20 protein-coding genes and 1 pseudogene are annotated in these 18428 nt (G+C 73.4%); 10 read left to right on the top strand and 11 right to left on the bottom strand.

From position 1 onward, the window contains the following. Nucleotides 1-17: 17 nt before the first annotated feature. On the top strand, nucleotides 18-1913 hold the full coding sequence (locus tag IE308_RS03560; protein WP_190216536.1) for a rhamnogalacturonan lyase: 1896 nt from the start codon (nucleotides 18-20) through the stop codon (nucleotides 1911-1913). Between the two features lie 60 nt (nucleotides 1914-1973). Here the strand turns inward: IE308_RS03560 and IE308_RS03565 are convergent, their stop codons facing one another. Together IE308_RS03565 and IE308_RS03570 are read right to left on the bottom strand one after the other, a co-directional pair. Next, nucleotides 1974-3170: a MalY/PatB family protein gene (locus IE308_RS03565; protein ID WP_190216537.1), complete on the bottom strand. Its 1197-nt coding sequence runs from the start codon at nucleotides 3168-3170 to the stop codon at nucleotides 1974-1976. Between the two features lie 45 nt (nucleotides 3171-3215). After that, nucleotides 3216-4472, bottom strand: coding sequence for an MFS transporter (locus IE308_RS03570; protein ID WP_190216538.1), 1257 nt, complete (start codon nucleotides 4470-4472; stop codon nucleotides 3216-3218). 125 nt (nucleotides 4473-4597) lie between these two features. Between IE308_RS03570 and IE308_RS03575 the strand changes: the two genes are divergently transcribed. Continuing rightward, on the top strand, nucleotides 4598-5533 hold the full coding sequence (locus tag IE308_RS03575) for a LysR family transcriptional regulator (RefSeq protein ID WP_190216539.1): 936 nt from the start codon (nucleotides 4598-4600) through the stop codon (nucleotides 5531-5533). A gap of 116 nt (nucleotides 5534-5649) precedes the next feature. Beyond that, entirely contained in the window at nucleotides 5650-6615 is a 966-nt protein-coding gene (locus tag IE308_RS03580; RefSeq protein WP_190216540.1) for a pirin family protein, read from the top strand. A 116-nt stretch (nucleotides 6616-6731) separates the two neighbouring features. On the opposite strand, the gene IE308_RS03585 is transcribed toward IE308_RS03580, so the two are convergent. From IE308_RS03585 to IE308_RS03595, 4 genes and pseudogenes are all read right to left on the bottom strand, one after another. After that, nucleotides 6732-7205 (bottom strand): GNAT family N-acetyltransferase, encoded by a 474-nt coding sequence (locus IE308_RS03585; RefSeq protein WP_190217354.1) that lies wholly within the window; start codon nucleotides 7203-7205, stop codon nucleotides 6732-6734. Nucleotides 7206-7234: 29 nt separating this feature from the next. Next, nucleotides 7235-7654 carry an arsenate reductase ArsC gene (locus IE308_RS03590; protein ID WP_190216541.1) on the bottom strand — a complete coding sequence of 140 codons (420 nt, stop codon included), beginning with the start codon at nucleotides 7652-7654 and terminating at the stop codon, nucleotides 7235-7237. Nucleotides 7655-7774: 120 nt separating this feature from the next. Further along, a pseudogene (locus IE308_RS36755) lies at nucleotides 7775-7972 on the bottom strand (aquaporin family protein); the annotation flags it as partial. Then, a complete protein-coding gene (locus IE308_RS03595) occupies nucleotides 7969-8346 on the bottom strand; it encodes an ArsR/SmtB family transcription factor (RefSeq protein WP_190216542.1) in 378 nt (125 codons plus the stop codon). The pseudogene IE308_RS36755 and the gene IE308_RS03595, both read right to left, overlap by 4 nt. Nucleotides 8347-8435: 89 nt before the next feature. On the opposite strand from IE308_RS03595, the gene IE308_RS03600 reads away from it, so the two are divergent. Next, complete coding sequence (locus IE308_RS03600) at nucleotides 8436-8942, top strand: ArsI/CadI family heavy metal resistance metalloenzyme (RefSeq protein ID WP_190216543.1); 507 nt, start codon at nucleotides 8436-8438, stop codon at nucleotides 8940-8942. Nucleotides 8943-9181: 239 nt separating this feature from the next. Here the strand turns inward: IE308_RS03600 and IE308_RS03605 are convergent, their stop codons facing one another. The 3 genes from IE308_RS03605 to IE308_RS03615 all read right to left on the bottom strand — a co-directional run bounded on the left by IE308_RS03605 (nucleotide 9182) and on the right by IE308_RS03615 (nucleotide 10701). Then, nucleotides 9182-9670 carry a GNAT family N-acetyltransferase gene (locus IE308_RS03605; protein ID WP_190216544.1) on the bottom strand — a complete coding sequence of 163 codons (489 nt, stop codon included), beginning with the start codon at nucleotides 9668-9670 and terminating at the stop codon, nucleotides 9182-9184. 79 nt (nucleotides 9671-9749) lie between these two features. Then, a complete protein-coding gene (locus IE308_RS03610) occupies nucleotides 9750-9947 on the bottom strand; it encodes a hypothetical protein (RefSeq protein WP_190216545.1) in 198 nt (65 codons plus the stop codon). Between the two features lie 133 nt (nucleotides 9948-10080). Then, nucleotides 10081-10701, bottom strand: a complete 621-nt coding sequence (locus IE308_RS03615) for a hypothetical protein (RefSeq protein WP_190216546.1) — start codon at nucleotides 10699-10701, stop codon at nucleotides 10081-10083. 210 nt (nucleotides 10702-10911) lie between these two features. Between IE308_RS03615 and IE308_RS03620 the strand changes: the two genes are divergently transcribed. The 5 genes from IE308_RS03620 to IE308_RS03640 all read left to right on the top strand — a co-directional run bounded on the left by IE308_RS03620 (nucleotide 10912) and on the right by IE308_RS03640 (nucleotide 15227). Further along, nucleotides 10912-13056 (top strand): cellulose binding domain-containing protein, encoded by a 2145-nt coding sequence (locus tag IE308_RS03620; protein WP_190216547.1) that lies wholly within the window; start codon nucleotides 10912-10914, stop codon nucleotides 13054-13056. A 93-nt stretch (nucleotides 13057-13149) separates the two neighbouring features. Continuing rightward, nucleotides 13150-13665 (top strand): MarR family winged helix-turn-helix transcriptional regulator, encoded by a 516-nt coding sequence (locus tag IE308_RS03625; RefSeq protein ID WP_190216548.1) that lies wholly within the window; start codon nucleotides 13150-13152, stop codon nucleotides 13663-13665. Then, nucleotides 13662-14105, top strand: coding sequence for a MarR family winged helix-turn-helix transcriptional regulator (locus IE308_RS03630; protein ID WP_110634150.1), 444 nt, complete (start codon nucleotides 13662-13664; stop codon nucleotides 14103-14105). Before IE308_RS03625 ends, IE308_RS03630 begins: the two co-directional genes overlap by 4 nt. 83 nt (nucleotides 14106-14188) lie before the next feature. After that, nucleotides 14189-14536, top strand: coding sequence for a tetratricopeptide repeat protein (locus IE308_RS03635; RefSeq protein ID WP_190216549.1), 348 nt, complete (start codon nucleotides 14189-14191; stop codon nucleotides 14534-14536). A 43-nt stretch (nucleotides 14537-14579) separates the two neighbouring features. Continuing rightward, nucleotides 14580-15227 carry a peptide deformylase gene (locus tag IE308_RS03640; RefSeq protein ID WP_110634145.1) on the top strand — a complete coding sequence of 216 codons (648 nt, stop codon included), beginning with the start codon at nucleotides 14580-14582 and terminating at the stop codon, nucleotides 15225-15227. A 33-nt stretch (nucleotides 15228-15260) separates the two neighbouring features. On the opposite strand, the gene IE308_RS03645 is transcribed toward IE308_RS03640, so the two are convergent. Then, a complete protein-coding gene (locus IE308_RS03645) occupies nucleotides 15261-16691 on the bottom strand; it encodes a dihydrolipoyl dehydrogenase family protein (protein ID WP_190216550.1) in 1431 nt (476 codons plus the stop codon). A 125-nt stretch (nucleotides 16692-16816) separates the two neighbouring features. Between IE308_RS03645 and trxA the strand changes: the two genes are divergently transcribed. Then, nucleotides 16817-17224: a thioredoxin gene (gene trxA, locus IE308_RS03650; RefSeq protein ID WP_190216551.1), complete on the top strand. Its 408-nt coding sequence runs from the start codon at nucleotides 16817-16819 to the stop codon at nucleotides 17222-17224. Between the two features lie 116 nt (nucleotides 17225-17340). Here the strand turns inward: trxA and IE308_RS03655 are convergent, their stop codons facing one another. Continuing rightward, nucleotides 17341-18375 (bottom strand): LacI family DNA-binding transcriptional regulator, encoded by a 1035-nt coding sequence (locus tag IE308_RS03655; protein ID WP_229908687.1) that lies wholly within the window; start codon nucleotides 18373-18375, stop codon nucleotides 17341-17343. Nucleotides 18376-18428 lie beyond the last annotated feature (53 nt).

The following is an 18428-nucleotide window of genomic DNA, read 5'->3' on the forward strand; positions in this document are numbered from 1 at the left end:
ACACACCGGAGGTCATCGTGACCGACGCACACAGACTCCCCCGCACCCCCGCGCCGCCTCGGAGAACACGACGCCGGGTGATCGGCGGCACCTCGGTCGCCGCAGCGCTGGCCGTCTCCGCGCTCGCGGGGCTGCCGCAGTCCGCACAGGCCGCCACCGCCCGGCAGGTGGAACGCCTGGACCGGGGGCTGACCAGCGTCCACACCAGCAGTGGCAACCTGGTCTCCTGGCGGTGGCTGGCCACCGACCCGGACAACGTGGCGTTCCACGTCTACCGGGGCAGCACCAAGCTCACCTCCACGCCCGTCACCGCGTCGACCACCTACTTCGACTCCGGCGCCCCGGACTCGGCGGACTACACGGTGCGCGCGGTCGTCAACGGCGCCGAACAGGCCGCCTCCGAGCACGCGTTGCAGTTCCGGGCGGGCTACCTGGACGTGCCGCTCAGCCCGCCGGCCGGCGGTACGACCCCGGACGGGGTGGCGTACACCTACGAGGCCAACGACGCCTCCGTCGGCGATCTCGACGGCGACGGGCGGCTGGAGTTCGTGCTGAAGTGGCAGCCGACCAACGCCAAGGACAACTCCCAGTCCGGCTACACCGGCAACACGATCGTGGACGGCATCGAGCTGGACGGCACCCGGCTGTGGCGCGTCGACCTGGGCCGCAACATACGCTCCGGCGCCCACTACACCCAGTTCCAGGTCTACGACTACGACGGCGACGGCCGCGCCGAGGTCGCCATGAAGACGGCCGACGGCACCCGGGACGGCACGGGCGCGGTGATCGGCAACTCCTCGGCGGACTACCGGAATTCGAGCGGTTATGTGCTGTCGGGCCCGGAGTACCTGACCATGTTCGACGGGCGCACCGGCAAGGCGATGCAGAGCGTCGACTACGTCCCGGCCCGCGGCACGGTCTCCTCCTGGGGCGACTCCTACGGCAACCGCGTCGACCGCTTCCTCGCGGGCACCGCCTACCTCGACGGCTCCCGGCCCTCCCTGGTCATGGCGCGCGGCTACTACACCCGTACCGTCATCGCCGCCTGGGACTGGCGGGGCGGACAGTTCACCCGGCGCTGGACCTTCGACACCAACTCCTCCACCAACAGCGGCAAGGGGTACGACAGTCAGGGCAACCACCAGCTGTCGGTCGCGGACGTCGACAGCGACGGCCGGGACGAGATCGTCTACGGCTCGATGGCGGTCGACGACAACGGCGCCGGCCTGTGGACCACGCGCAACGGCCACGGCGACGCGATGCACGTGGGCGATCTGGACCCGTCCCGGCCGGGCCTGGAGGAGTTCAAGGTCGACGAGGACTCCTCCAAGCCCTCCTCCTGGATGGCCGACGCGCGCACCGGGCAGATCCTCTGGTCCACACCGGCCAACGGCGACAACGGCCGCGGCGTCTCCGGAGACATCTGGTCCGGCAGCGCGGGCGCCGAGTCCTGGTCGTCGGCCGAGAGCGGCGTCCGCGACCCGAAGGGGACGGTCGTGTCCGGCCGCAAGCCCTCCAGCACCAACTTCCTGTCCTGGTGGGACGGTGACACCGTCCGGGAACTCCTCGACGGCACGCACATCGACAAGTACGGCACCTCCGCCGACACCCGGGTGCTGACCGGCTCGGGGGTCCACTCGAACAACTCCACCAAGGCGACCCCCTCGCTGTCCGGGGACATCCTCGGCGACTGGCGGGAGGAGGTGGTCTGGCCGACCACCGACAACCGGGCCCTGCGGATCTACGCGACGCCGTACCAGACCGGCACCCGGATCACCACGCTGCTGCACGACACGCAGTACCGCACCGCGCTCGCGTGGCAGAACACCGCCTACAACCAGCCGCCGCACCCGAGCTTCTTCATCGGCTCCGGCATGGCGACGGCTCCCCGGCCCACCGTCTACACGCCGTGAGCCACGGTCCGCTGCTCGTGCGCTGCGATCTCCGGTCCGCCTGATCCACCGGTCCGCCGGTCAGGCCGTGGCGGCGGCCATCCGGCGGACCGCCTCGGTGATCAGCTCCGGTGAGGTGGCCAGGTTCATCCGGACGAAGCCCGCGCCTCCGGTGCCGAAGGGCAGCCCGGAGCTCAGCGCGACCCGGCCGCGGTGCAGGAACACCTCCGCCGGGTCGTCGCCGAGTCCCAGGTCACGGCAGTCGAGCCAGGCCAGGTAGGTGCCCTGGGCGGGTGTGCAGCGGACGGCCGGCAGGTGCTCGGCCAGCAGCCGGGACAGCAGACGGCGGTTGGCGTCGAGACCGGCCAGCAGCGCGTCGAGCCAGTCGCCGCCCTCCCTGAGGGCCGCGGTGTGGGCGATGACCCCGAGGTGGCTGGGCCCGTCGCTCACCTCCTCGGGCAGCCGCGCCAGGTCACCGGCCGCCTCGGGCCCGGCGACGGCGAGCGCGGCCTTGACCCCTGCCAGGTTCCACGCCTTGGACGCCGACATCAGCGACAGCCCGTCCTCCGCGCCGGGCACGCTCAGATACGGCACGAAGGAGACACCGGCGGCCACGATCGGGGCGTGGATCTCGTCGGCCACCACGCGCACGCCGTAGGTCCGCGACAGCCGGGCCACCTCGGTGAGTTCGGCGGCGGTGTGCACGGCGCCGGTCGGGTTGTGCGGGCTGCACAGCAGGTACACCGGCCGGCCGGTCCCCTGACCGGCGGTCCGTGCGACGTTGTGGAAGGCCTTCTCCAGGGCGGTGAAGTCGATCCGTCCGTCCGCAGCGAGCGGCGCCTCGACGACGGGCCGGCCCATGCTCCCTACGAACTGGTAGAAGGGCGGGTAGACCGGGCAGTTGACGACGACCGGGTCGTCCGGCCCGGACACCAGCTTGATCATCTCGACGACGCCCATCATCACGTCCGGCACGATCGCCGTACGCTCCACGGCCGGCCCGTCCCAGCCCCACCGCTCCCGGGCAAACCCGGCCAGTGCCTCGGCGTAGGCCGTCCCGGCCGGATAGCCGGTGTCGCCGAGCGCCACCGCGTCGGTGATCGCCCGTGCCACCGGCTCGGCGAGCGGCACGTCCATCTCGGCGACCCACAGCGGCAGCACGTCCTCGGGATAGGTCCGCCACTTCACGCTCGTGCGCCGGCGCAACTGCTCCAGGGAGAGCTGGCAGAGCGGGTCGGCGCCGTCCCGCGCCGGTACGTCATGTGTCGTCCGGTCCATGACTGCACGGTAGACGGTGACGGGCTCAGGGGCACCGGGCCGCGGTCACCCGGCGCCCGACCCGGCCGGTGCCGTCGCCCCCTCGGCCGCCGGTGCGAGGCTCTCGCGGCGGGGCAGCAGCAGCGGGGTCGCGAGGATCAGCAGCCCGGCGACGGTGAGGGCCGTGCGGGGACTGGTGGCGTCGGCGAGGAGGCCGGCGAGCGCGGTGAGCACGGCGATGGCCGTCTGCTGGCCGATCGACCAGGCCGTCAGGGTCCGGGCGACGCGGTGCTGCGGGGTCTGTTCGAGCCGGTACGTGGCGAGGACGGGGGTGTACAGGCTCATGTGGACGATGATCGCCAGCTCGACGGCGATCACGGTGACGAGTCCGGCGGTGCCCGGCGGGGTGAGGGCGAGGCCGATCAGCCAGACGGCCCGCAGTGTGCCGGCGGTCCGCAGGACGCGGTGCCGGCCGTACCGGGCGACGACCCGGCGGGCCAGCCGGGAGCCGACGAGTCCGCCGAGGCAGGGGGCGGCGAAGGCGAGGCCGTACTGCCAGGGCGGGAAGCCGAGGTCGCGGAGCAGGAGCACGGCGAGCAGCGGCTCGGTGGCCATGATCAGTCCGGCGACGAGCATGTTGTTGAGCCAGAGCGCGCGCAGGCCGGGATGGGCGAGCAGGTGCCGCCAGCCGTCGAGCGCACCGCCGGTCCCGGCCCGAGCGGCACCGGCCTCCCGTGGGGGTTCCTCACGGGCGCGGACGGCGGTGATGCCCAGCGCGGAGAGCAGGTAGCTGACCGCGTCGGCCAGCACGGTGGCGACCGGTCCGAACGCCCCGGTCGCGGCGCCGCCCAGCGGCGGGCCGACCGCGATGGAGCTCCAGTTCGTGGACTCCAGCCGGGCGTTGGCCACCAGCAGGTCCCGTGGGGGCAGCAGGGTCTTGAGGAAGGCGCCGCTCGCCGCGTTGAAGGCGATCTTCGCCGCGGCGACCACGGCCGAGACGACGAGCAGCTGGGCGAAGCCGAGCCGGCCGGCGACGTGGGCGACGGGGACGCTCGCCATGGCCGCGAAGCGGCACAGGTCCATGCCGATCATCACCTGCCGCTTGCGGCGGCGCTCCACCCACGGCGCGAGCGGCACCGCGATCAGCGCGCCCACCGCGGGTCCCACGGCGGACAGCGCGGACACCTGGGCGGGGCTCGCGTGCACCACCAGGACGGCCGTCAGCGGGAGTGCGCCGAAGCCGAGCCCGGAGCCGTAGGCGCTGACCGCGTACGCCGCCCACAGCCGGCCGAACGGCCGCCCCAGAGATCGTCTCGCCACCACGCTCCGCACCCTCCGCACAACCGGTCATCGATGTCGCCGCATCAAAGCAAGGGCGCGGACGAGGGATCAAACAACCGAACGGTGGCCGGGCCACAACCACGGGTTGTGTGCCTAAGGTGTGGGGCGTGGATCTCGAAACCGTGCGCACCTTCGTCGCCGTGGCCGACGCGGGGCAGTTCCAGGAGGCCGCCGCCGAGCTGGGGATCACCCAGCAGGCCGTCTCCAAGCGCGTCGCCGCGCTGGAACGCACCCTCGGGGTGCGGCTGTTCACCCGCACCCCGCGCGGCTCCGGGCTGAGCATCGACGGGCAGGCGTTCCTGCCCCACGCGCGCGAGCTGCTGCGCGTCGCCGAGCGCGCGGCCACGTCGGTGCGCGCGGGCCGCCGCCCGCTGCGCGTGGACGTGATCGCCTCGCGGGGCGCCGCGACCGGCCTGATGCGGGCCTTCCACCGCGCCCACCCGGAGATCGACCTGGACGTGGTGATGCTGCTCGACATCGAGACGGCCGTCGCCGCCGTCCGCTCCGGCACGATCGACGCGTCCTTCCGCGCCGTCGCGGCGCCCGGCCGGCCGCTGCCGGAGGACATCGCGGCGGTCCGGGTGCTGGACGAGCCGCTGCAGCTCCTCACCGGTCCGGGCCACGCACTGGCCTCGGCGCGCTCGGTGACCATGGACGGGCTGGCCGGGCACCGCATCTGGATGCCGGGCATCGTCCCCGGCTCGGAGTGGGGCGCGTACTACGACGACCTCGTCGCCGCGTTCGGCCTCACCATCGAGGCGACCGGCCCCAACTTCGGCTCCGACGCGCTGCTCGACACCATCGCGGACACCCCGGCGCTGGCCACGTTCATGGGCGGGCGGACCCGGCTGGTCTGGCCGGCCGGCCACGGTCTGCGGCTGATCCCGGTGACGGACCCGACGCCGGTGTACCCGCACGCGCTCCTGTGGCACCGCGACAACCCAAACCCGGCTCTGGCCACGCTCCGCGCCCACCTCACGGCGGCGACGGCGGGGCAGGACACGGCCGGGACGTGGACACCGGACTGGGTGATCCCGCGCTGACCGGCACGCCGGCACGGGCCCGCCCGGCCCATGTGCCCCCCTGCCCGGGCCCGCCGCAGCGGGCGTCCCGGAACATGCCACCTGCTTTCCTGCCCCGGGAGGACTAGGTTTGCCGCATGAGCAACCTTGACCGCGCGCCCGTACCGAGCGTGTGCGGCGGCCGCGGATTCGTCGTCGCCGAGCCCGTCCGCGAGCTGCTGAGCCCTCGCCGCGTCAGACTCGGCGAGTCCACCGAGGTACGCCGGCTGCTGCCGAACCTCGGCCGGCGCATGATCGGCGCCTGGGCCTTCGTCGACCACTACGGACCCGACGACATCGCCGACGAGCCCGGCATGCAGGTGCCGCCGCATCCGCACATGGGCCTGCAGACGGTCAGCTGGCTCCACGAGGGCGAGGTGCTGCACCGGGACTCCACGGGCAGCCTGCAGACCATCCTGCCGAAGCAGCTCGGGCTGATGACGTCCGGCCGGGCGATCAGCCACTCCGAGGAGAGCCCCCGCTCGCACGCGCGTTTCCTGCACGGCGCCCAGCTCTGGGTCGCCCTGCCGGACGCCCACCGCCACACCGACCCGAAGTTCGAGCACCACGCCGAACTGCCGACGGTCACCGCGCCGGGCCTCACGGCGACCGTGATCCTCGGCGCCCTCGACGGCGCCACGTCACCGGGTACGGCGTACACCCCGATCGTCGGCGCCGACCTCGCGCTCGCCCGCGGCACGGACGTACGGCTGCCCCTGGAGCCGGACTTCGAGTACGGGGTGCTGTCGATGTCGGGCGAGGTGCACGTGGACGGCGTGCCCGTGCTGCCCGGCTCGATGCTCTACCTCGGCTGCGGCCGCACCGAACTACCGCTGCGCGCCGAGTCGGACGCCGACGTGATGCTCCTCGGCGGCGAGCCGTTCGAGGAGGAGCTGATCATGTGGTGGAACTTCGTCGGCCGCACCCAGGAGGAGATCGAGCAGGCCCGCGCCGACTGGATGACGGGCACCCGCTTCGGCGAGGTGAAGGGCTACGACGGACGTCCCCTGGCGGCACCCGAGCTGCCCGCGACCCCGTTGAAGCCGCGCGGGAGGGTGCGCTGACCTAGGGAAAACACCGGAGCCGTCATCCATACGCCCCGGCGGCGGATCTCGATGGGAGACCGCTCCCCTGGCCGCCGAGCTGGAGCGGGCCAGTCCCGGAGGGGACGTGGGGCGGCTCAGCCGATGGCCGGGCTGCGGTGTTCGACCAGGACCACGTCGCGCCATTGGCCGTGGTGGCGGCCGATGCGCTCGCGTGTGCCGATGACCCGGAACCCGGCCCGCTGATGCAGGGCGAGGCTGGCGGTGTTCTCGGGGAAGATGCCGGACTGGATCGTCCAGATGCCCGCGGCCTCGGTGGAGGCGATCAGAGCGGTCAGCAGGGCCAGACCGACACCCCTGCCGCGGGCATCGGGGTGGACGTAGACGGAGTGTTCGACCACTCCGGCGTACGCGCACCGGTCGGACACGGGCACCACGGCTGCCCAGCCCACCACTTGTCCGTCGGCGTCCAATGCGACGAAGCGGTGCTCGGGCAGCTTGGCCGCGTCGAAGGTTTCCCAGGCCGGAGCGGCGGTCTCGAAGGTGGCGTTCTGCTCGTCGATGCCGAGCCGGTAGATCTCCAGTACGGCCGTGGCGTGCTCCGGCTCCATCGCCGCGACGTGTACGCCGGTGGCCGTGCTCACGCCGTCACCTCGATGCCGAGCTCGGCGAGCAGGCCGCGGATGCGTCGCTCGATCTCGTCGCGGATCGGCCGGACGGCCTCGACGCCCTGTCCGGCGGGATCGTCGAGCTTCCAGTCCAGGTACCGCTTGCCGGGGAAGTACGGGCAGGCATCCCCGCAGCCCATCGTGACGACCACGTCCGAGGCCTGCACGGCCTCGGCGGTGAGGACATTCGGGATCTGGGCGGAGAGGTCGATGCCGGTCTCCTTCATGGCCTCCACCACGTCGGGGTTCACGGCGTCGGCGGGGGCGGAGCCGGCGGAGCGGACCTGGACCTTGTCTCCGGCGAGGTGGGTGAGGAAGGCGGCGGCCATCTGGGAGCGGCCGGCGTTGTGCACGCAGACGAACAGCACGGAGGGGGCGGCGGGAGTGCTCATGAGGACACGGTGCTTCCTTCAGCAGGTCGGACGGGATTGGCGGGATGCTGCTCGCCGTGCGGGACGACGACCTCGTCCCCGGTTGCGGGCGCCGGGCGCCCGAAGGTGAAGGCGACCAGGACCAGGCGCGGGGCCGAGCAGGGCGATGAGCACGCCCGGACCGAAGACGGTCGCCAGGGAGTTGGCCGGCAGCTGGAGGCCGACGTCGCGGGTCGGTTCACCGGCCTGGATCCCGGAGCCGACCACCACGGCCACCAGCGCCGCCGTGCCGACGGCTTCAGCCGCCGCCCTTCGCACCAGCGGCACCGGGGCGCTCACGCGGAGGCCTCCGCCGGCACGGCGGGGGTCTGCAGCAGGGCGGACAGTTTGGCCAGGGCCTCGGGCAGCACCCAGTAGTACACCCAGGTACCGCGTCGTTCGGAGCCGACGAGTCCGGTCTCGCGCAGCACCTTCAGGTGGTGGGAGATGGTCGGCTGGGAGACGTCGAACAGGCCGATCAGGTCACACACGCACGCCTCCCCGCCCTCGTGCGAGGCGATCAGGGACAGCAGCCGCAGCCGGATGGGGTCCGACAGCGCCTTGAACATCCGCGAAAGCTCGGCTGCGTCCACTTCACCCAGCGGCTCGCGGACCATCGGGGCGCAGCACGCCGCGTCCTGACCGAGCAGCGGCAGAACAGCTTGTTTCGACATGTCCCTATGTTGACGTCTGTCTATCCAAGTGGCAACCTCGCTTGCATCGACAGCCGTCGATACAGCGTCGTCTGTGATGGGAGACCGCCATGTCCCGAGTCCAGCTCGCCCTGCGCGTCGCCGACCTGGAAGGCTCGATCGCCTTCTACTCCAAGCTCTTCGGCACCGAACCCGCCAAGCGGCGCGAGGGCTACGCCAACTTCGCCGTCACCGAGCCCCCGCTCAAGCTCGTCCTCATCGAGGGCGAGACGGGCGAGGAGACCCGCCTCGACCACCTCGGTGTCGAGGTCGCCGGCACCGAGGAAGTCTCCGCCGCCACAACCCGGCTCAAGGAAGCGGGCCTGGCCACGTTCGAGGAGAACGACACCTCCTGCTGCTACGCCCTGCAGGACAAGGTGTGGGTGACCGGTCCGGGCAAGGAGCCGTGGGAGGTGTACGTGGTCAAGGGCGATGCCGACACCTTGGAAAAGGCCGGCACCGCCCCGGACGCCTGCTGCGGTACGACCGCGTGCTGCACCCCCGAGGAGCAGGCCGTCGACTCCTCCCAGACCCTGGCCGAGGCCAAGGCGGGCGCAGGGTGCGCCTGCGCCGGCTGACACGGCTGCCTGCCGGGCGGCGTGTGCGCCGGCAGCACGCGCACGACCGCCTGGCGGTCACCGAGTTGCCGGCGCAGGTGACAGTTCTCTGTCGCTGCCTGGAGCAGGCGCCCACCAAGCCGAGCTGGGCGTCCTCTTTGACGTCGGCTGCCTCTCCCCAGCAGTTCCACAGGGCGGCAGGGCAGCAGCCCGACCTCTCCGCGCCACGGACGCCCGCCGACGGCCCCCGGCCCACCGCCTCATTCCGAAGGAACGCGGAACTCGAATTCGGGGCGGTCCCACGGCACGGCGGGCGGGTTCGCGGGCGCGGTCCCGGTGCGCACTGCGCCGGCGCGGTGGTAGAAGCCCTCGGCGGGACGATGCGAGACGACCTTGACGCGGTCGAGCCCGGCGGCACGGGCCTCGGCCTGCATGTGTGCGACGAGCAGCCGTCCGATGCCCCGTCCCTGCGCTTCGTCGGCGACGAACAGCAGGTCGAGCTCTGGCGGGGTGAGGACGAGCGAGTAGAACCCGAGGACCCGGTCTCCCTGCTCGTCGGGGCCTACGGCCGCGAAGACGCGGTGGGCCTCGATGTAGTCGGGCCCGACCCGGTAGCCCGCGACCGCGGCCGCGTACTTGCCCTCGTAGGCGCTTGAGCCACGCACGATCCGCGTGAGCCGTCTGGCATCGCGCGCGACAGCCCGCCGTATCGTGATCGGCGGGCTGATCCGGAGTGTGCGTGAACCCATCGGGAGAGTATGGCGCACGGGGCGTGCCGTCGGGCGGCGGGCCGGCCGGCCGGGCAGGATTCCTGCCACCCCGCCGTCCTCACGGGTACACCGGCGTCACCACCGGCTCGCAGTCGACCCCGCAGCGCGCGTCGGGCCACAGCGCCAGGCCTACCAGGACGAAGAGCGCGGCGAGGGTCAGCCCGTACAAGAGCCGCCAGCGCAGCGACAGCGCGTCGGGGCCCCACAGCCACCCCCTGCCGAGCATCAGCATGAGCACGGCTACCGGCAGGAGCAAGGCTCCCAGGACAGTCAGCAGCACGGACAGCACCGGCGGGCTCCCTCACGGCAGGCAGGTCACGACAGGCGGGTCAGGGCAGGGCACGGGTGGTGAGAGCAGGCAGGTCAGGGGACGGGTGGCGGCCGGCCGGTCACGGCAGGGCGTGGGTGGCGCAGGCGGTCCGGAAGGGCTTGCGGTTGCCGGTCATGGGGAGGATGTCGGCCCGCCGGCCGGCGTCCGGCGCGGTCCGGGTCAGCACCGCCATGGCGTTGACGCCGCGGGACCGTTCGCCGCGATAGCGCTCGACGGCCTGTTCGGCGTCCTGGCCGACCTCGGTGAGGATCTCCTCCACGAGGCAGAAAGGGCAGCCGCGTTCCAGCCGCGCGGCCAGGACGTGCGAGGGCGCGCCGGTCGTGCGGACCGCGACGAATCCCGTACTGGAGACGCCCACCGTGGTCGTCTCGGGGCCGTCGGGCCCGCAGGCCGCGAGCAGTCGCTGCCGCAGCTGCGCCGCGTCGACCACCGGGACGGTGGGGAGGGCCCCGACGGCGGCGGCCGCGACAGCGCCCAGCATGCAGAACCCGGTGACCGACCAGGCGACCACCACCAGCCAGTGCGGGCCCCAGCGCTCGGCCGCGAGCACGCTCACCGTGCCCCAGAACGCCAGGCCGAGCCGGTCGGTCCAGCGGGGCGGCTCGCGCAGCCACAGGCGCAGCAGGTCCCACACGGTGAGACACAAGGCGACGACCACTCCGGCAACAGCTGCGTCCACAGCGCCCTCCCCCAGCCGCCCGGTGAACGGTTTCACCGGTGGCAAGAGAGATACTCCCCCGCCGGCCGCCCGCTCAACAGCGCCCGGCCCCGCCTCGGCTCAGGTGTCCCGTCCGTTGACAGAGCATCATGCCCCTCCCATCATGGGAGCGCTCCCACACCAGCTCTCACACCAGCGCTCCGTACGGCCGGCCCCCGAGGAAGGACCCCCATGGCCTTACCGCACAGATCCCGCCGCGCCCGCGCCCGGCACCCCCGTCACCTCACCCGCACCGCCGCCGCCCTGGCCGCCGCGCTGGCCCTGCTGTCCCCGCTCGGCGCCGTCGGGACCGCCGGAGTCGCGTCGGCCGCCTCGGCCGCCGGGCAGGAGACGCCCGCCGCGGACGTCGACGTCCAGGTCAACACGCAGGCGGCGCTGGGCCGCCTGTCCGGCACGGCGCGCGGCGTCAACGCCGCCGTCTGGGACGCGCACATGAACGACCCCGAGGTCGCCTCCCTCATGAAGGCGGCCGGCGTCGGGGCGATGCGGTACCCGGGCGGCTCGTACGCCGACATCTACCACTGGGAGACGCACACCGCGCCCGGCGGGTACGTCGCCCCCGGCACCGGCTTCGACGCCTTCATGGGCACGGTCCGCGCCACCGGGGCCCAGCCGATCCTGATCGCGAACTACGGCTCGGGCACGCCCGAGGAGGCGGCAGGCTGGGTCCGGTACGCGAACATCACCAAGGGCTACGGCGCGAAGCTCTGGGAGATCGGCAACGAGATCTACGGCAACGGCCACTACGGCAGCGGCTGGGAGCACGACGACCACGCCGACAAGAGCCCCCGGGAGTACGCCCGTCAGGTCCGCGCCTACGCCGCCGCCATGAAGGCCGTCGACCCGACCGTCAAGATCGGCGCGGTCCTCACCGCGCCGGGCAACTGGCCGGACGGCGTCGTCGGCGAGGGCGACGCCGGCGACTGGAACCACACCGTGCTCTCCGAAGTCACCGACGTCATCGACTTCGTGAGCGTCCACTGGTACGCGGGGGGCTCCGACACCAGCGCCGACGCCGCCCTGGACCGCCTGAGCAGGCTGCCCGGCGAACTGCGGGAGGTGCGCAACCAGCTCGACCGGTACGCGGGCGCCGACTCCCCGCGCATCGGCATCGCCCTCACCGAGGTCAACACCAACACCGGCGGCGCGCAGCTCACCGCGCGCCCCAACGGGCTGTTCGCCGCGGACGCGTTCATGACGGCGCTGGAGAACGGCGTGTTCAACGTCGACTGGTGGAACACCCACAACGGCGCGGACCGCATCACCACCGTCGACGGGGAGACCGACTACGGCGACATGGGGATGCTCTCCAGCGGCGGATGCACCGGCACCGTCTGCGAGCCGGCGCCGAACACGCCGTTCCACCCGTACCACGGCATGAAGATGACCAGTGAACTCGGCTCCGCGGGCGACACGATGGTCGCCGCCGCCTCCTCCGCGCGGGACGTCTCCGCCCACGCCGTCCACCGCCGCGACGGGCGCCTGAGCGTGCTGCTCATCAACAAGAACCCCGACGCCGCGCGCAGCGTCGGCCTCACCTACGCGGGCTTCACCCCGTCCGCCGCCGCCCCCGAGGTCCGCCGCTACGCGCGCGGCGACACCGGCGTCACGGACGTCACCGGCAGCGGGGCGTCGGCGTCCCGGGTCACCGTGCCGCCGTACGGGATGATCACCGTCACGCTCGCCCCGCAGGCCGGCACCGGCACCTCGGCGGCCGGCACGCCGGGCACACCGCGGCTGGAGGCGGTGACGGACACCACCGCGCGGCTGTCCTGGGCGGGGGCGTCCGGCGCCGGCCGCTATCTGGTCCAGGAGCGCGACGGCGCGCACACGTGGGTGGTCGGCGAGAGCACGGGCACGTCGGTGACGCTGCGGAACCTGCCCGCGGGCAGTACCCACACGGTCAACGTGCTGGCGTCCGACGCCTCGGGGCGGTTCTCCGCCCCGTCGGATCCGCTGACCTTCACCACGGGCACGCCGTCCGACGCCGCCTGCGCGGTGACGTACCACCGCGACACGGGCTGGGGCAACGGCTTCGTGGCCACGGTCACCGTGCGGAACCTCTCGGCCGCCCCGATCACCGGCTGGACCGTGGACTGGGACTGGCCGGTCGAGGGCCAGTCCGTGTCGTCCGGCTGGAACGCCTCGTTCGGCCAGACCGGCCGGCACGTCCGGGTCACCGCTCCGGAAGGCTCGGGGCCGCTGGCCGCCGACGGCGCGTCGACGGTGTCGTTCGGCTTCGTCGGCGCCAATGACGGACCCAACCCCGATCCGACGGCCTTCCGCCTCAACGGGAGCGTCTGCTCCGGCGGTTGACCGGTCCGCTGCCCCCGCCGCGCGGCGGGGGCAGTCCGCGCTCCTCGAAGAAAATAGTAGCCATGGCTACAGTAGCCATGTACTGTATCCGTCATGAGCAGCAGCAAGGAAAGCGAAGGGGCCGAGCCCACCGCCGGGTATCTCGTCTGGCGCCTGTCGACCAAGGTGCGCGTCGCCGTCGACCGCGCGATGGCGCCTCTGGGGCTGACGCACGCGAAGTACGCCCTGGCGGCATCGCTGTACGGCATGCAGCGCGCCGGCGAGCGGCCCAGCCAGCGCCGGCTGGCCGACCACACGGGGCTGGAGCCGCTGTACGTGTCCAAGCTGGCCCGCGCCCTCGAAGGCGACGGGCTGCTGGAGCGCACCCGCGATCCGCAGGACCCGCGCGCCGTCCAGCTCGCGCTGACCGAGCGGGGCCAGGAGGCAACCCGGCGGGCGATCGAGGTCGTCCAGGAGCTGATGGCCGGGTGGCTGGAGCCGCTGGGCGGGCCCGACAGCCCGCGGACCCGCGAGTTCACGGCCACCCTGATGACGCTGCTCGACACCCCGCTCGCACCGCGCACCGCGTCCGATCCGTCCGTCTCCCCCATCACCGAGGAGCAGTCATGACCACCACCGCACCCCTCGCCGACGCCCGCACCCTCGGCCTGGCCCACTACGCCGCCCGCGCCGTCCTGGAGAGCGTGCTGTCCCGCTACGACCTCACCTTCGCGCAGAACACCGCCCTCCGTTTCGCCGCTCTGGCGGACGGCCCGGTCACACGAGACGAGATCGCCGACGGCGTCACCGGCTCGATCAGGACCGGCACCGCCGAGGCGCACCGGCTCGTCGACGAGCTCCTCGCCGGGGGGTTCCTCGCCGCCGACGGACCGTCGCGGATCCGGCTGACCGCCTCCGGCCGCGCGGTGTACGACGCCTACTCCGCCGAGGTCCAGGAGATCTCGGCGCGGATCTGGGCGGGCCTCTCCCCGGAGGACCGCGCTGCCGCGGGCCGGGTGCTGGCCCATGTGACCGAGCGGGCCGAGGCCGAGCTGGCCGCCCGCGCCTAGAGCCACCCACTCCGACCCCCATCGGTAGTGGAATATTCAACAACCCGTCCCGGTTGTCGGCCTCGAAACGAAGGAGGCCCCGAGTGGACACGACGTACTACGGCCACGGAACACCGGCGGAGCGCTGGGAGCGCGCCCGGCTGTTCTTCGACGCCAAGGACTACGCCGCCGCGGCGCGCGTCCTGAGCGGGCTGGTCGAGGAGGTGCCGGAGCAGACCGGACCGCGGCTGCTGCTGGCCCGCGCCTACTACCACTCGGCCCAACTGAGCCGCGCCGAGTCCGAGTTGCGCGTCATCGTCGAGCGCGACCCGGTGGAGCACTACGCCCGGCTGATGCTGGGCCGCACGCTCCAGCGGCAGGGCCGCGCCGAGGAGGCGGAGCCGCACCTGCGGATCGCCTCGGCGCTCGCCGGGGACTTCGACCGCGACTGACATCGCGTCCGGACCGGGGCGCACGGCGTGGCATGCTGGCGTGATGGCATCCGACCGTGAGCGTGCGCCCCTTGTCGAGCAGGTCGAGGAACTCCTCGCGGCCGGCGGCCCGTTGCCGATCGTCGCGGCCGGCGATCCGGTGCTGCGCCAGGGCACCGAGCCGTACGAGGGGCAGCTGGGCCCCGGCCTGCTCGCCCGGTTCGTGGCGGCACTGCGCACGACCATGCGGGCCGCGCCCGGCGTGGGCCTGGCCGCGCCGCAGGTCGGGGTGGCGCTGCGGATCGCGGTGCTGGAGGACCCGGCGCCGGTGCCCGATGAGGTGCGCGTGGCCCGCGGGCGGGTGCCGCTGCCGTTCCGGGTCCTGGTCAACCCGTCGTACGAGCCCGTGGGCCCCGCCCGTGCCGCGTTCTTCGAAGGCTGCCTGAGCGTGCCGGGCTGGCAGGCCGTCGTGGCCCGGCACGCCGAGGTACGGCTGCGGGGCGAGGACGAGCACGGCCGGGCGCTGGACGAGGTGGTCGCGGGCTGGCCCGCGCGGATCGTCCAGCACGAGACCGACCACCTCGACGGCGTGCTCTACCTGGACCGGGCCGAGCCGCGCTCCCTGTCCTCGCACCAGGCGATGGCCGAGCGCTGGAACCAGCCGACGCCCGAGGCGGCGGCCCGGGAGCTGGGCTTCGGCCTGCCCGGGTGAGACGGGCGCGTACGCCGTCGCACCCGGCGCGCGTCAGCCGCGGTACGCCTCCAGCAGCCGCAGCCACACCTCGCTGATCGTCGGGTACGCCGGGACCGCGTGCCACAGCCGGTCGACGGGGACCTGCCCGGCGACGGCGACGGTCGCCGAGTGGATGAGTTCGCCGACGCCGGGGCCGACGAAGGTCACCCCGCGCAGGATCTCCCCCTCCACGTCCACGACCATCCGCGCGCGGCCCTTGTAGCCGTCCGCGTACAGGCCCGCGCCCGCCACCGACGACAGCTCGACGTCGACCGCCCGCACCCGGTACCCGGCCTGTTCCGCCTCCGCCAGCGACAGGCCCACCGCCGCGGCCTCCGGGTCGGTGAAGACGACCTGCGGTACGGCGTGATGGTCGGCGGTCGCGGCGTGCGCGCCCCACGGCTCGGCCTCGTCGAGCGGCTCGCCCGAGGCGCGGGTGGCGATGGCGGCACCGGCGATCCGGGCCTGGTACTTGCCCTGGTGGGTGAGGAGGGCGCGGTGGTTGACGTCGCCGACCGCGTACAGCCAGTCGGTGCCCGTGACCCGCAGGCTGTCGTCGACCTCCAGCCACGAGCCGGGCTCCAGGCCGACGGTCTCCAGGCCGATGTCGTCGGTGCGCGGGGCGCGCCCGGTGGCGAAGAGGATCTCGTCGGCCTCGATGCGGTCGCCGCGGTCGGTGACGACCACCAGGGTGCCGTCGACACGGCTCACGGACTCGACGGAGGTGCCGGTGCGGACGTCGGCCCCGGCCTCGGTGAGCGCCTCGGCGACCAGTTCGCCGGCGAACGGCTCCATGCGGTTCAGCAGGCCCTTGCCGCGCACCAGGACCGTGACCCGGGAGCCGAGGGCCTGCCAGACGGTGGCCATCTCGGTGGCGACGACCCCGCCGCCGACGACGACCAGCCTGCCCGGCACGTGCTGGGCGCTGGTGGCCTCCCGGCTGGTCCAGGGCCGTACCTCGGCGAGGCCCGGCAGGCCGGGCAGCTGGGCGCGGCTTCCGGTGCAGACGGCCACGGCGTGCCGGGCGGTGAGCACGCGCCGTACGCCGTCGGGGCCGGTCACGGTCACGGTGCGCGGGCCGGTGAGGCGGCCGTGGCCGCGGTGGAGGTCGGCGCCGACGCTCTCCAGCCACCGGACCTGGCCGTCGTCCTGCCAGTGGGAGGTGTAGTCGTTGCGGTGGGCGAGGACCGCGGCCGCGTCGAGGGGGCCCTGCACCGCCTGGGCCAGGCCGGGCACGCGGCGGGCGTCGGCGCGCGCGATGACCGGCCTGAGCAGGGCCTTGCTGGGCATACAGGCCCAGTAGGAGCACTCGCCGCCGACCAGTTCGCTCTCGACGACCGCGGTGGACAGGCCGGCCGCGCGGGTGCGGTCGGCGACGTTCTCCCCCACGGGCCCGGCTCCGAGCACCACGACGTCGTACGCGATGGTTTCCGTTTCCGTCATGGGGTCAGTCTTCCGGGTGGTGTGCGCTGCGGCCACATGGGTACGCGCGCCGGATATCGACGGAATAGGCGGTGCTCCGGTCGCGTTGTGCGGGACGGCGTCACCCCCTACACCAGGAATGAGGGATGCACACGATGAGCACCGTGGAGCTCACCAAGGAGAACTTCGACCAGACGGTCACGGACAACGAGTTCGTCCTGATCGACTTCTGGGCGTCCTGGTGCGGGCCGTGCCGTACGTTCGCGCCGGTCTACGAGAAGGCCGCCGAGGACAACCCGGACCTGGTGTTCGGCAAGGTGGACACCGAGGCGCAGCCGGAGCTGGCCGCCGCCTTCGGGATCCAGTCGATCCCCACGCTGATGATCGTGCGCGACCAGGTCGCCATCTTCGCCCAGCCGGGCGCGCTGCCGGAGGCGGCGCTGGCCGACGTCATCGGCCAGGCCCGCAAGCTGGACATGGACGAGGTACGCAAGTCCATCGCGGAGCAGCAGGCCCAGCAGGGGCAGGGGCAGGCCGAGCAGAACCCTCAGTAAGACGTCCGGCTCTTCCGTACGGGCCCGCGTCCGGTGTCGCACCGGTGCGGGCCCGCGGCATGTCCGTCATCGGCGTGTCCGCCCGTGGCGTGTCCGGCCCGGCCCCGCCTGACGCCTCAGGTGGACTCGCGCGGGACGACCGACGCCCCCAGCACCCGGTGGGTCTCGGGTGCCGCGCCCGGGTTGCGTACCGCGCGGTCGACGAGGGCGGCCAGGTCGCGGCCCGAGGGCAGCTCGATGTGGACGGTGCTCAGCCGGGGGCGCAGCAGCCGGCCGAGCATCAGGTCGTCGGCGCCGATGACGGCGGTGTCCTCGGGGATCCGCACGCCGGTGTCCTGGAGGGCGCTCATCAGCAGCATCGCGTACTCGTCGTTGTAGGTGAACACGGCGTCCAGGCCGAGGTCGCCCCAGCGGGCGGCGAGCCGGGCGGCGGCCTCCTCGGTGTAGGCGAGGGGCAGCTCGGTGATGGCGGCGCCGGTGCCGCGCAGGGCGTCGCGGGCGCCGTCGAGGCGGGGCCGGGAGAAGGTCTCCAGGCCGGCCTCCTCCGGGACGACGACGCCGATGCGGCGCCGGCCGCGGCTGTGGAGGTGGGCGGCGGCCGCGTGGCCGACGGCGGCCTGGTCCATGAGCAGCGCGTGCGCGCCCTCGACGGAGGCGGGGCCGAGGGTCACGACGGCGCGGGCGCCGGACCGCTTGAGGACGGTCACGCCCTGCGGGCCGAGCCCGGCGCCCGGCACGATCACGGCGACCGGGCGCAGCTCGGCCCAGGCGCGGGCCGCCTCGTCGCCCTGGACGGCGACGGTGCCGTACTGCACGACGGTGTAGTCGAGGCGGCCGAGCGCCCACTGGAGTTCGTTGATGAACCGGCCGTAGAGCGGGCCGATCGGGATGGCCGGGGCGGGCATGAGGACCATACGGCTGTGTCCGGCGCGCAGGCTGCGGGCGGCGGCGTGGGGGACGTAGCCGAGTTCGCGCGCGGCCTCGTGGACGCGGCGGCGCGTGGGCTCGCTGATCCTGACGGCGCTGGTGTTGTTCAGGACGTAGGAGACGGTCGCGCGCGAGACGCCGGCCAGCCGGGCGACATCGGCGCTCGTCGGCACGGAGCGGGGTGCGGGCGACGCGGACGGGGGCGTGTTCGGTATCTGCACCATGACACTCCGCATCTTGGCAGAACCGAGGGGCGGCATTCCGGGCAGGGCGGACA

The organism is Streptomyces griseosporeus (assembly GCF_014656055.1).
Lineage (GTDB): Bacteria > Actinomycetota > Actinomycetes > Streptomycetales > Streptomycetaceae > Streptomyces > Streptomyces griseosporeus.